This window comes from Agriterribacter sp. (genome assembly GCF_035444585.1).
Classification (GTDB): domain Bacteria; phylum Bacteroidota; class Bacteroidia; order Chitinophagales; family Chitinophagaceae; genus Agriterribacter.
This window is the reverse complement of the sequence record NZ_DAOMOZ010000017.1, coordinates 1-12,657: the sequence shown is the minus strand read 5'-3', so window position 1 is coordinate 12,657 and position 12,657 is coordinate 1. Positions and strand designations below refer to the sequence as shown.

The window sequence follows — 12,657 nt, the reverse complement described above, 5'->3', positions numbered from 1 at the left end:
ATACCTCCGCACTGGCGCAGGTCTGGTAGCGTTGCTATGTGTTCAGCCAGACCTGTGCCTTGCTGTTACTAAGTTTTTATCAATATACGCTCATTATTTCCAATAGTCCTTTCTTGTTTTTTGTGTAATAATCCGTTGCACTACTATATTTCCAGTGTTCTGCCAATTCAACAAAACCGGCCCGAACCGGGTTTTCATGAAGGTAAGTTGTTCTTTGCTCAAGCATTTCCGCATTATCTAATAATATAGGATGGTTCTCATGTTGCCAGAATTGATATTGATGATTGGATTTTTTTGCTTCGCCGTATTGCCTGAATGTTTCTAATATCCCTGCCTCGCCGGCAGGCAGGCATTCTTTCCTACTTTCCCCTGGATTCCTGATAATAGCATCAATTATTTTTAAAGCAGTGTAACTTTTTATATTCTTAAGAACTATAGCTGGGTCATAATTGACTGCACACGAATATATGAGATGAAAATGATTGGTCATTAAAACCCATGCATGCATTTGTAATCCCTGGTTTTTTTGACAGAATCTGAAGCTGTCTAAAAGTATATCCCTGTACAGATCTCTTGTAAAAATATCTATCCAGCCTACTATAGTTGAGGTTGTGAAATAGGTAGCTGCCTTATCGGTAAATTTGTATTTGGTGCTCATGGTTTGCAGTTTTTCTAAAGTTATTAATTTATTTCAGCCCAATACAAAAAAAATATAATCTGCAATTATTATAAAACAAGTAATACCCAGGCAACAGGTCGGCTATCGCACAACGCCACCACTACAGACCTGCGCCAGAGCGGGGCTTATTATAGAAGGTTCGTGGAAGTTGCAGTGCACCGGATTTTACGTTGAGTATTTATCTTCTATTTCTTTATTTTCTTTAAGACGCTTATACAAATACTGGCAAGCTTCGTCTTCGTTTGTAAATATTCTTATCGAATGTTTTTCTCCTCGCTCCTTAAAGTAAACTTCGTATTCTACAGAATATACCCCCTTCCGAATAATCAGGGAGAGCTTATCATCGTCATTGGTAGAACCATAAAGACCATGTAAATAATACTTATCTTCAGGTATTCCAAACTCTTTCAGTGTAATATATAATTCTTGTATTGTCATGGCTTAAATGGCTCTATAATTCCTCTTTTAATAAGTATGTCTGCACCAACAGGTGATTGGAACTGAATACCAAAACCAGTTTGACCACTAAACATACCAGGTGAAGCTACTGATTTCTGAACCTCAAAAGGCTTTAATACTTTAAATTGTGTATAAGGAGATGACCCGGGTGGGATAGACCTTGCCCCATAAGAGGTGCCAGGAGTAGAAAACCATTTACCCCCCAACTCTCCATATCTATCTATCACTTGACCCGGCATCAAAAATGTACTTTCCGCGGTGCCAGTAACTTCTGCTATAGCTGGATACTTCGTTACTAAAGCTGTACTCGTCTTAGTGGCGCCTCCTAGAAGTGCCTTCGCTCCTAATTTCACTAACTGACCTACGACTAATAAATCTTCCACATTGACTGGCGCAAACTCTGCCCTTCCCGAAGAGTTAGCAGCCTGGGTCATTGACACATTATACGCCTGGCTTAAAAATCCCTTAACCTCTTTTTCAGACAACCCCGAGCTGATAAACTGCCCAAGCTTTGTATTAGCTACGTTTGCTTTTTCTTCATCGCTCCAATTCTTTCCAATCCCCGGTGTTTTATACATATCTGCATAGCCAGCTAAATCAGCCGAAATAGGCCATACCAACCGCTTATAATCTTCTCCTTCATACCACCCCGACTTAGTACCATATTCGTTTGACCCTTTATGCCAGAACCAGGTCTTACTAACCGTTTCCGAAAACGGGCCTTTCGTGCTTGAAACTGTTGCATGTGTAGTTTGAGCTTGATGTTCTTCATTGCCTCTATTCGTAGGCATCTCTTCTAAACCATCTAAATCCGTTGCCCATATTGGTTTATTGCCAGCAAATTGGTACGGGGTATACCAGGGATATTTCTTCGTCAGTGGGTCAACACTCATAAACCTGCCCACCAGCGGGTCATACAACCGGTTGCCATAGTCCAGCAGGTTGCCTGCGCCTTTCACTTCATTGTCCATCTCCTTGCCGTTGAAGCCGTAGCGGTAACGGGAGAGGAAGGCGAAATTACGCCCCAGCATCACCCTGCCAAAAGGCGTGTAGTCGGCAGCCGTTACCATGTCAAAATCATAAATGCTGATCATGGAGGGGTCACTTGCCTTTCTGCCTGTTTTTTTATCACTCAGCACCGTAAGTACATTACCCAAATGATTCGTTAACTCAAAGAGCTTGTTGCCTCTGGTAAAGTTAAGCAAATATGTGTCACCTAAATTATCTTCCTCAACCGCCGTCAGCTTGTCTTCATCCGCATCCTGGTCGCGGTTGATAATGCCTAAATGACTGCTTCCGTACATATGGTGCTCCTTTAGCTTCAGCGCGCCGGCAGAAGCGCCGGCGACATTGTTCACTTCGTAGGTGGCCAGCACATTGCTCCCGCATGTGTGCGGGACAGGCTCTGCGCGTCGCGAACGTACCAGCGATGGTTGTAATAGGCGGAGCCGCCAGAGCCGTGGCGCACCGTTTCTCCCACCTTATTACCCGACGGATCGTAATAGTAATGAAGAAAACGGCTTGTCACTCCCGCCAGTGCCCGCTTTTCTACTTCCACTACCTTGCCGTAAATGTTCCAGCTTATATCGTCATCACCCATCCATTCGCTGCTCTTCAGGTTGCCGGTGGCATCGTATTGATAGTTGCCTGCTAATTGGTCTCTGATGTCAACCGCAGGAGAGTAATTGTTGGAGTGTGCGGTGCTTTCGAAATACTGGTCGCGGATATGATCCAAACGGTTGGTGCCACCGGTATAAAAATAAGTGAGGCTGTCCATCAGCGGGTTGGCCGTTAAATGGCTGTTGCGCAGTACGGTTTGGATATTGCCGTTGGCGTCGTAGCTGTACCGCTCCTTATACAGGTCGCTGATGGTCAGCGTTGACCATTTGTTGGTACCGTCAAGACCGCGGTACATATCCATTTCTACCAGGCGGTTAAGCTGGTCGTACTTGTAATTGTACAACTGGTTCAGATAGCGCAGCGGAATGCTGTGGGCCGTGCTGCTGATATTGCCGTTGTACAGTGGCCGGTAGGCAAGGCTGGCATGCAGGCTGGGCTCGGCAAAAGGCAGCCTTGCCGTATTGATGGGGTCGTAATCGCCATAGAAATAATGGAGCGTAAAGCCGTAGGCGTCAAGGGCAACCGACAGGTTCAGCCCCGTGGCGTCAAAACAACCTGTAACAACGATATATAGCACCAAAGAGAATCCTTTTCAGCAGAGTAATAGATTTTACTCACTCGATGATGCTGTAACAAGTAAAGAAAATACGCAAAACGCTGTTCAGGCAATTATACCGGAAACGCAAACCCGGGTCAATGGGGCTACGGTAAGGCTGCAACTGGCAAGTGATATTTATATCAATGGCGACATGGTTCCTAAAGATCAGTTTATTTATGGCATGGCGTCACTCAATGGAGAACGATTGACAATTCACATTACTACTATCAGGCATCAAAACAATACAAGGTGTGCCGTTGATACAACATGAATTTAAAAAGAATTATGACGGTGACCAGGTAACTGCAAACCTGCATTTAAAAAAATCCGCTACATCAGATTATTATTTTCTCAACAAGTTTGACTTGCAATTACAAAAGGATGGCCGGACGGATTCGGTAAAACAGACCTATTACATTACCTCAAGAAAGGTAGCCGGCAACGGTGAAGAAAATGGAGAACAAAAAGCAAAGCAGGATATCAAATACACATTAAAGGAAGGCTATAACCTGCTTGATGGCCGTCCTGTTTACAAAAATCTGGTAAGCAAAGAAGGTAACGAATATGAGGCCTGGAATAAGCTGAACTTTAAAAAGAAACTTGATAACGGCAACTTTGAAATGAAACAATACACCAAAAATTATGGGTTTGATCTGGAAAATGTGCTTTCAAAATATCCGATAAAAGAACTGGCCAACGAACAATACAAGCAATCATTGATTGATTCCCTGCACCGGGGCAATTTGCAGAAAGCAACTTTTGTTGGTAGCGATGGTAGTGAAGAAAAGTTGTATATATCGCCCAGTATTACCCTGGGCGCATTGAATGTGTACGATCAAAACAAAGAGCGGATACCAACTGAACAACTGGTGGAGAAACAGTATATCGGTAAAGAATTAGCCGAACAGTTTGAAAATGGACATAAGGATCAGGTAATAGCATCCGGTAACAGTATCATGGAAGCATTACTAAAATTTGAGAGGGTGGATAATCCGGGGAAGAATGGAGAAATTGGGGGAGGGTCGGTGAAGTTTAAAAGTAGTTGTTGAAATATTTCCGTTACGGTTTGTGGAAAAAGAAAATGTGGTGGTATGGAAACTTTATTTGTTCCTAATGAGAATGATATTAAGCGATGGGTAAAAGAAGCGATAAAAGAATGCCTGGAAGATTTAAAGGCAACCAATAAAACAGATGTTGGGAATAATGAATCCTTTGTTTCCCGCAGCGATATTGCCGGCATTTTGGATATTTCATTAGTTACGCTCACAGACTGGATGAAAAGAGGTTTGCCTTTTCATAAACAAAGAGGCCGGGTTTATTTTATTCGTTCGGAAGTAATTGCGTATATCAAAACGAAAAAGATCGGGCCGTATAAATTCAGTAGACGGTTTTCAGCAATAGAATAAATAATGTTCGTGGTGAACTTTACAACCTGCTTATCCCGGCAGGTTTTTTTATACGCTCACGAAATAATGAAAATAAAGTAGCTTTAATCGTTAACTGCTCTACGCACAACAATAGTTCTTTTCAGGATGGTAGATAAGCAAGATTAAGATAGGTTTACCGGCATTGGGTAGCTCATGTTAGGCAAATTTTGAAAATCGAAGATTTTTGGAGTAAAAAGCACGTCTTTTTCAGGGTCAAAAATGGTAACAGTTTGGCAAAAAAATAGAGAAATCTTAAACAAATTTATTATTTAAAATTTCTCTATAACTAATTGAAAATCAGTGACCCCGTTAGGATTCAAACCTAAAACCTCTTGATCCGTAGTCAAGTGCTCTATTCAGTTGAGCTACGGGGCCGGGCGTTTTTTATATCCGGGCGGCAAAGATAAGCCGGCCACATAGAAAAGCCAAAAGAATCATAAACAAATCAGGAGGATCCCGGCAGGCGCCATCTAATGCCTTATACCTCACACCTGCTTAAACAAAGTATACCGGATGCCTAAAAAACCTCTTATTCCCTGCAACGGCGCATAATTGTATGAAGGATCAAAAGTATAGCCGTAAGGGTTGGCTACCGGATCGTTTATATATTTATTAAAAGGATCAAACGACCGCATGACAGGATCTTCCGGCACAAAATTGAAAAGGTTTTTTATTCCGCCGTACAACTCCAGCCCATTGCTGAGCTTTTTGGTAAGTTGCAGGTTGGCTATGCAAAACCAGGGCGAATACTCCGGCCGGTAGTCATTGGGCAAAACGGGCAGACGCATCGGCCCATCCCACTTGCCTGTAAGATCTATGCCGAACTGGTAAGGCAATGTATAGCTTAGCACAAAATTCCCCGACCATTCCGGTGCATTGAGCTGAATGTTTTTACGGGGCATATTCAACCGGTCTTCTACCGAATACACGTTCATATACGTTATCCCCGCTAATATTTTTAAAGGAAAAGCAAAAGTAATTTCGGCATTCAGCGCCACACCCCGTGATACCGCGTGTCCTTTAAGGTTATCATAAATGATCCTGCGCGGGTCTGTATCAAAATCCCCCACGATCTTATTGGTAAAATAGGAATAAAAGCCGGTTACGTCCAGGCCCGCGAAGGCATTTTGCATGGGAATTTTTAATACATAGTTCAGGTTGCCGTTATAAGACCTTTCGGGATTGAGCGACGCTGTGATCACTACCTCCCTTGCGCCGGTTAAAGCCGCATGATCTTCTGTAAACAAATTGACCACGCGGTAGCCCGTGCCAAAGCTGGCTCTGAAAGTATTTTGGCTATTGGGTGAAAATTTATACGCTACCCGTGGCGAGTGAACACTACCATGATGCTTATTATAATCGTAGCGGTAGCCTGTTAGCAAAGTGCTTTTTTCGCCGGTCATCCACTCGTCCTGCACAAAAATACCTGGCAATGGTGTATGCGTGGCGGCATTCTTTGATCCATCGGCCGTTGCAGTGGCCGGTGTATTGTCATCATAAAAGGTGTGCCGGTACGACCCTCCCAGTAAAAAATTATGCCGGCTCCCCCACTGCTTGTCCCAGAACATTTGTGCAAACAGCACCTGCTGTTCGGCCATATACGGGATAGTACCATACCACGAATCCTGCTGGTGCCGGTTGTAAGAAAACTGTGCCGTTATTTTTTCTTTTACGGGCAACTGGTACATACCAATAAGCTCCCAGCGGTTGGTGTATATGCTTTCACCGTAAATACTATCGCTGCCACGCCAGCTCCTGTTCCACTCCATTTGCCCGCCCCACCGGTTTTCCCACACATACCTTAAAGCAAGGCTTGCCATCCGGTTGTCTTTTCTTTCCACGTTCCATTTATTAAATACGGACATACGATCCTGCAGGGTGAGATCCGTGAACCCGTCTTTATTTCTATCTGCCGGGTGCTGGTAATTGAAATAATTGATGCCGGCCAGCCCGGTAACCTTACCGGTTTTAAATTTAGCTGAAGCATCGGCACTGTATTCCTGCCAGGAAGTGGCAAATACGTCAGCGCTTACGATGGGCGCTTTGAGCGGATTTTTGGTAATTATATTGATAATGCCGCCCATGGCTTCAGAACCATATAAGGAAGAGCCCGGACCCTTCACCACTTCAATGCGTTCAACAATGCTGTTGGGAATGCCGTTGAGTCCGTACACGGTCGATAAAGCGCTTACGATGGGCATCCCGTCTATCAGGATCATGGTATATGGTCCCTCCATGCCGTTGATGTGTATGTCTCCGGTATTGCAAACATTGCAGTTCAGTTGCGGCTTTACCCCGTTAACCATGCCAATGGCTTCAAAAAGGCTGGGCGCCGGGTTTTTCCGGAAGAGTTTGGGGGTGATCACCTCAACCGGTACAGGGCTTTGCATACGGCTTACTTCCTTCATGGTTCCCGTAACTACGATTTCCGACAGGTCGGCTGCAACGGTTTGCAGCTCAATGGTGTGAATGGAATCCGCGGTAGTTTGCATGTTGATCTGCCGCATTACGGTTGCATAGCCCACAGCAGATATTTTCAGGATAAAGTTTCCTTTGGAAGGCAAAACCATACTAAAATAACCTGCCGTATCGGTAACCGCGCCAAAGCGGGTTCGCTCCGCTTTTACTGTTGCACCGCTTACCGGTTTGGCTGCCGCCGTCACTCTTCCTTTTAATACCTGCTCCTGTTGTGCAAAAAGCACCATGCACAGCACAAGTCCGCAAACCGTAAGCATACTTCTCAACATAACGATAAAATTAAGTTTATCAAAAATAATAAGTTAGATTGATCTAACAAAATTATTTCACTAATTTTATTTCTCCAAAAGACCGCTCCTGAACACCGCACGGATCTCTCTTTGCGATTGGATAAGCCAGGTAGTGTACCCCCGATTATTGCCTTTGAGGATGCGGGGTAAACAACAGAATCTTTTATCTTTACCGGATGGTTTCACTCACGGAAGAAAATTATCTGAAGGCGCTTTACCGGCTTGCCCTGGAAAACCAGGAGATTTCGGTCAAAAACATTGCGGAAAGCCTGAACATCAAAATGCCTACGGTAAACAGCATGGTAAAAAAGCTGGCTGAAAAAAAATTCATCAGGTATGAAAAATACAAGGCCATTGAGCTTACCGAAAAAGGAAAGAAGCAGGCACTGTATATTTTACGCAAACACAGGCTAACGGAACTTTTCTTATCGGAAGTGATGGGCCTCGGATGGGAGGAGGTACATGATATCGCTGAACAGATCGAACATATCCGGTCCGACAGGTTTTTTGACCGTATCAACGAAATGCTTGGTAGCCCGCAATTTGATCCGCATGGCGAGCCGATTCCGGATGCCAATGGAAAATTGCCGGTGTACAAATCATTCCCTTTGTCTGACGGGCAAATCAATACAGTTTATAAGTTAGCAGGTGTGGCCAATCACGATGCCTCTTTTCTACAGCTCCTCGATTCGCTTGGGCTTACACTCGGCGCTTCTATTGAAATAAAAGAAATACAGGAATTTGATAGATCAATGGGGGTAAAACTGAACAACAAAAACAAAACCATTTTAAGCTTTACCGTATGCCGGAATTTACTGGTAGTATAAGATGGAACCCGGATATTGAAGTTTCGGAATACGAATTAAAAAAGGTAATAACAAATACAATTCAAACATCAAACCGGAATACCGGCTTTCGAGATCCGAAGTGAAATGCCGGTCTGCACCGAACCAAAATCTTAAATGTCAAATTCCAAATCTCAGCTCCCTCATGTTTGAATTTCAGACCATATATAACCTGCTTGACCTTGCCGGCACTTTTGCCTTTGCGATCAGTGGCGCTGTTGCAGCAAAGCACAGGGGGCTGGATCTCTTTGGTATTTTTGCCGTTGCCTTTACCGTTGCCTGCGGAGGAGGAATAATCCGCGACCTGTGCATCGGCGCCATCCCGCCGGTTGGATTGTACGACTGGCGCTACCTGGTAACCGCTATGATGGCGGCATCAATGACTATGGGTTTGTATTCATGGGTAAAACGGCTGCATCACCCTGTTTTGCTGTTCGATACATTGGGCTTGTCGTTATTTGCTGTTTCAGGCAGTTACAAAGCGCTTTTGTATGGTCATAATGCTGAGGTGGCCATCCTGCTGGGCATGATGACTGCGGTAGGCGGGGGTGTGCTGCGCGATGTACTGCTCAATCGTATTCCCGTTATTTTCCGGAAAGAAATATATGCTTCCGCCGCGCTCGCAGGTTCTATAGTAGTGGTGGTGGGCGAATATTTCAAATGGCCGGATACTGCAGTATCCTTAACAGGCATTACCCTGTGTTTTAGCCTGCGCTCTTTGGCATTGCGCTATCACTGGAACCTGCCCGTTTTCAGGGAAGAAGAAAGCGAGGCAGGAGAAGTGAAACGCGGGCAGTAAGCGGCTGTACCTGCTTTTCCGGATACGCCATTTACCTCATAGTGCATACATTTCATCATTCTCACACTCTTCCTCCCCGTACTTCAGTCTTCGGCGGTTAGTTCCAAACCCCTGATTTCTTTTAATTTGAACAGCACTTCTTCGAGCCTGTTTTTCGGTATGCCAATTGTCATGCTGCAAAACAATTGCAATTGCTGTTCTGCTATATTGCAATTATACTGCTTAATAACTGTCATAACGCTGTTTATAATCGTATAATCAAATTGCAGTTTACAGATCCTTTCAATAGCTTTTTGCACAACAGGTACGGTTTGGAGCGCCAGCGCGGCTGCCGAGCGATAGGCATTGATCAAGCCCGGCACGCCCAGCAAAGTACCCCCGAAATAACGAACCACAACGATCAGCACATTGGTAAGCTGCCTGCTTTCCAAAAGACCAAGAACAGGTTTTCCGGCAGTTCCCGAGGGTTCACCATCATCACTGGAGCGGAAATTATTTCCATCCAATCCAACCCGGTAGGCAAAACAATAATGAGTAGCTTTCGGGTACTCCTTTTTAACAGCCTCCAGCGCTTTTTTAAAATCACCAACCGACGCAAGCGGGATCAGGCAGGCAATAAACCTGCTTCCCCTGTCTTTAAATTCTGCTGTTGCCTTTTGCTCAACGGTGTAATAAAAATCCATACGCTTATTATTATCCTTATAGATCGCTTCCGCCGTATAATACAACAAATATTTAAACAGATAATAAAGGATTAGTATAATGCTCAATCCTGTCGGAAAACAAATGCTCTTCCTTTACCTTTTGCGCCCGGGCAAGTTCCGGTGCTTTAATACCTCCGGGAATACGCAATGTTTCATTGGTAATGATCCTTGCTTCATTCCACCGGCTTTCGTTTACAAAAGATTGCAATAGTCTTGCACCACCCTCTACCAGCACGCTCTGAATGTTCAAATGAAACAACGCGCTCATAAGCTCGTCAATAACATTTATATCACTTTTAATCCGGTAAAACCAGTTGTCTGCACCTGTAAAAACATTATTTCCATCTGATGATAATGTACCTTTTATTTCATTGAAAACAACAGTCGGGGCACTGTCATCAAACAAGCGTAAAGAAGCAGGCAGCTTCAGTCCCCTGTCAACAACCAGCCTTAAAGGGTTCCTGCCCTGCCATAACCGTACGGTTAAGGCAGGGTCGTCAAGCAATGCGGTTCGGGTTCCCACCAAAATGGCCGCTTCCTCACTGCGCCAGCGGTGAACCAGCCTGCTGCTGTATGCATTGCTGATCTGAACAGCAGTGCCATCAGCCTGGGCTATAGCCCCATCACTGCTTTGTGCCCATTTAAGTATGATATAAGGCGTGCGTTGTTCGTGAAAAGTAAAGAACCGCTTATTCAGTTGCCGGCATTCTTTTTCCAATACCCCTGTTGTAACGGCTATACCTGCCGCTGCGAGCTTTTCTATACCCTTTCCGTTTACTTCCCGAAAAGGATCCCGGCAACCTATTACCACCCTGGGGATCCGATGTTGTACGATCAGATCGGCGCAGGGCGGGGTTTTGCCATAATGCGCGCAGGGTTCGAGCGATACGTACATTACACTTTTATCAATAAGGTGCAGGTCATCTTTTTTTACCGATGCAATACAGTTCACCTCAGCATGCGGCATGCCATACTGCCGGTGCCAGCCTTCTCCTATTATGCGGTTGCCGTGCACCAGTACAGCACCAACCACCGGGTTAGGCGCAACATGCCCCACACCAGCCTCTGCCAGCTGAACACAACGGTACATGTATTGTTCCTCAATAGTCAATAACTGTTCAATTAAATAATTTGCAATATACTCATCACAAAACTAAGCTACGGTTAAGTTAACGGGCAATAATACAATAAAAAACCCCGGACTGATTACCCGGGGTCTGGTGTATAAAAAAGGTTTTTATTAATGCGCGGCGGCAGCAGACTGCTTTGCTTTAGCCCGCTGCTGTTTTGTTTCTTCCGGCGTTAACTTGCCCAAAGGCTTGTCTTTTGCAAAATCAACCAATATTGGCGCGGCTACAAATATTGATGAGTAAATACCTGTTACTACCCCGATGAGCATGGCAAAAGAAAATCCTCTGGTTACTTCCCCGCCAAAAATGAATAAAACCAGCAATACAATAAACACGGTTACAGAAGTCATTACGGTACGGCTTAACGTATCGTTAATGGCGGCATCAATGATTCGGGGCTTGCTTTCTCCTTTCATCGTTCTGCTGTATTCGCGTATCCTGTCAAATACTACCACGGTATCGTTCATTGAAAATCCTACCACGGTTAATATCGCCGCAATAAAGTGCTGGTCAATTTCAAGCGGGAAGGGCATAATATGCCTGAAAAAGGAGAACACTGCCAGTGTAACAAATACGTCGTGCACCAGTGAAAAGATGGTGCCGAGTGAAAATCTCCAGTCGCGGAAGCGAAGAAAGATATAAAAGAAAATAAGAATTATAGACACAACCGTAGCGGTTACTGCGCCGCGCTTCAGGTCTTCCGAAATGGAAGGCTGAACGCTCTGCGAGCTCTGCAGGTATACCTTCTTAAAATCTGAAGGAGAAGTGCCTTCAGCCAAAAATGGCTTAAGCCCGCCATATAAAGTTGCTTCAACCAAAGAATCTGCCGTACGGGAAGGATTCTCTTTCTGGAAAGATGTTGTAATGTTGAGGGTGCGTGCATCACCAACTGTTTTCACCACCGGGTACTCTCCAAAAACTTTTTGCAAAGCATTCTTTACATCATCGTTTTCCTGGGGATGATCAAAATGGATGGTATAGCTCCTTCCGCCCTTATATTCCACTCCTTCATCAAACCCGTAAAAGAAAGACCCTATTCCAAAAATAAATACCACTACAGAGATGGCATACGCATACTTACGTGCCTCCACGAACTTGAAATGCGCCTTTTTGAATATGATACGGGACAATTTAGTGAAGTATTCGAAGTGGCGGCCTTTTTTGTTTGTCCACCATTCGGAAACCAGTCTGGCGATAAGGATCCCACAAAACAGGTTCAGTACCACGGCAATAATCTGCGTGGTGGCAAAACCTTTAATAGGACCCATACCAAAAATATACAGGATGATAGCAGTCAATAATGTGGTAACGTGCGCATCGAGCACAGGCGGCAATGACCGGTTGTATCCATGATCTACAGCCATGGCATAACTTCGCCCCCAGGTTATTTCTTCCTTGATGCGTTCAAATATGATCACATTGGTATCTACTGCCATTCCTATGGCGAGCACCAGCGCCGCAATACTTGCTGAAGTTAATGTGGCGCCCAAACCGCTTAGAACACCAATGGTAAAAAACAGGTTCAGTATCAATGTTATATTGGCGATCCAGCCGCTGGTATTAAAATACAATAACATCAGGGCAAATATTACCGCAAAAGAAATGACGAACGACATGGCGCCGCCTTT

Annotated in this window: 13 protein-coding genes and 1 tRNA gene; 5 read left to right on the top strand and 9 right to left on the bottom strand. The window is 44.6% G+C overall.

Annotated features, from left to right (window positions below; translation table 11 throughout):
- Positions 1-79 precede the first annotated feature (79 nt).
- The 4 genes from PLH26_RS03275 to PLH26_RS03260 form a co-directional block, all read right to left on the bottom strand.
- On the bottom strand, positions 80-658 hold the full coding sequence (locus PLH26_RS03275; protein ID WP_324584554.1) for an REP-associated tyrosine transposase: 579 nt from the start codon (positions 656-658) through the stop codon (positions 80-82).
- Positions 659-844: 186 nt separating this feature from the next.
- Complete coding sequence (locus PLH26_RS03270; protein ID WP_324584553.1) at positions 845-1,117, bottom strand: hypothetical protein; 273 nt, start codon at positions 1,115-1,117, stop codon at positions 845-847.
- Positions 1,114-2,514 (bottom strand): glycohydrolase toxin TNT-related protein, encoded by a 1,401-nt coding sequence (locus PLH26_RS03265; protein WP_324584552.1) that lies wholly within the window; start codon positions 2,512-2,514, stop codon positions 1,114-1,116. The genes PLH26_RS03270 and PLH26_RS03265 overlap by 4 nt, the downstream gene beginning before the upstream one ends.
- Positions 2,493-3,338: a hypothetical protein gene (locus PLH26_RS03260; protein WP_324584551.1), complete on the bottom strand. Its 846-nt coding sequence runs from the start codon at positions 3,336-3,338 to the stop codon at positions 2,493-2,495. The genes PLH26_RS03265 and PLH26_RS03260 overlap by 22 nt, the downstream gene beginning before the upstream one ends.
- Here PLH26_RS03260 and traM point away from each other — a divergent pair.
- The 3 genes from traM to PLH26_RS03250 are packed head-to-tail and all read left to right on the top strand — an operon-like array spanning position 3,298 to position 4,762.
- On the top strand, positions 3,298-3,627 hold the full coding sequence (gene traM, locus PLH26_RS21700) for a conjugative transposon protein TraM (RefSeq protein ID WP_502876360.1): 330 nt from the start codon (positions 3,298-3,300) through the stop codon (positions 3,625-3,627). The two genes, PLH26_RS03260 and traM, sit on opposite strands and share 41 nt — an antisense overlap.
- A complete protein-coding gene (locus PLH26_RS03255) occupies positions 3,608-4,405 on the top strand; it encodes a hypothetical protein (protein ID WP_324584550.1) in 798 nt (265 codons plus the stop codon). Before traM ends, PLH26_RS03255 begins: the two co-directional genes overlap by 20 nt.
- A 42-nt stretch (positions 4,406-4,447) precedes the next feature.
- Positions 4,448-4,762 (top strand): helix-turn-helix domain-containing protein, encoded by a 315-nt coding sequence (locus PLH26_RS03250; RefSeq protein WP_324584549.1) that lies wholly within the window; start codon positions 4,448-4,450, stop codon positions 4,760-4,762.
- Positions 4,763-5,084: 322 nt separating this feature from the next.
- Here the strand turns inward: PLH26_RS03250 and PLH26_RS03245 are convergent.
- Both PLH26_RS03245 and PLH26_RS03240 read right to left on the bottom strand, forming a co-directional pair.
- Positions 5,085-5,158: transfer RNA gene (locus PLH26_RS03245), tRNA-Arg, on the bottom strand.
- Between the two features lie 110 nt (positions 5,159-5,268).
- Positions 5,269-7,530, bottom strand: coding sequence for a TonB-dependent receptor (locus PLH26_RS03240; protein ID WP_324584548.1), 2,262 nt, complete (start codon positions 7,528-7,530; stop codon positions 5,269-5,271).
- Positions 7,531-7,727: 197 nt separating this feature from the next.
- On the opposite strand from PLH26_RS03240, the gene PLH26_RS03235 reads away from it, so the two are divergent.
- Together PLH26_RS03235 and PLH26_RS03230 are read left to right on the top strand one after the other, a co-directional pair.
- Complete coding sequence (locus tag PLH26_RS03235; RefSeq protein WP_324584547.1) at positions 7,728-8,378, top strand: metal-dependent transcriptional regulator; 651 nt, start codon at positions 7,728-7,730, stop codon at positions 8,376-8,378.
- Between the two features lie 163 nt (positions 8,379-8,541).
- On the top strand, positions 8,542-9,195 hold the full coding sequence (locus PLH26_RS03230) for a trimeric intracellular cation channel family protein (RefSeq protein ID WP_324584546.1): 654 nt from the start codon (positions 8,542-8,544) through the stop codon (positions 9,193-9,195).
- Between the two features lie 83 nt (positions 9,196-9,278).
- Here PLH26_RS03230 and PLH26_RS03225 read toward each other — a convergent pair whose 3' ends face one another.
- The 3 genes from PLH26_RS03225 to secF form a co-directional block, all read right to left on the bottom strand.
- Positions 9,279-9,878 carry an IMPACT family protein gene (locus PLH26_RS03225; protein WP_324584545.1) on the bottom strand — a complete coding sequence of 200 codons (600 nt, stop codon included), beginning with the start codon at positions 9,876-9,878 and terminating at the stop codon, positions 9,279-9,281.
- Between the two features lie 52 nt (positions 9,879-9,930).
- A complete protein-coding gene (gene ribD, locus PLH26_RS03220) occupies positions 9,931-11,010 on the bottom strand; it encodes a bifunctional diaminohydroxyphosphoribosylaminopyrimidine deaminase/5-amino-6-(5-phosphoribosylamino)uracil reductase RibD (RefSeq protein WP_324584544.1) in 1,080 nt (359 codons plus the stop codon).
- A gap of 129 nt (positions 11,011-11,139) precedes the next feature.
- Positions 11,140-12,657: protein translocase subunit SecF (secF, locus tag PLH26_RS03215; protein WP_324584543.1), on the bottom strand; the 1,518-nt coding region annotated here is incomplete at its 5' end.

Excerpts from the sequence above, each read along its gene's own strand:
- PLH26_RS03270 (WP_324584553.1), bottom strand. The coding sequence starts at position 1,117 with ATGACAATACAAGAATTATATATTACACTGAAAGAGTTTGGAATACCT.
- PLH26_RS03250 (WP_324584549.1), top strand. The coding sequence starts at position 4,448 with ATGGAAACTTTATTTGTTCCTAATGAGAATGATATTAAGCGATGGGTA.
- PLH26_RS03230 (WP_324584546.1), top strand. The coding sequence starts at position 8,542 with ATGTTTGAATTTCAGACCATATATAACCTGCTTGACCTTGCCGGCACT.
- PLH26_RS03240 (WP_324584548.1), bottom strand. The coding sequence starts at position 7,530 with ATGTTGAGAAGTATGCTTACGGTTTGCGGACTTGTGCTGTGCATGGTG.
- PLH26_RS03225 (WP_324584545.1), bottom strand. The coding sequence starts at position 9,878 with ATGGATTTTTATTACACCGTTGAGCAAAAGGCAACAGCAGAATTTAAA.
- PLH26_RS03275 (WP_324584554.1), bottom strand. The coding sequence starts at position 658 with ATGAGCACCAAATACAAATTTACCGATAAGGCAGCTACCTATTTCACA.
- PLH26_RS03235 (WP_324584547.1), top strand. The coding sequence starts at position 7,728 with ATGGTTTCACTCACGGAAGAAAATTATCTGAAGGCGCTTTACCGGCTT.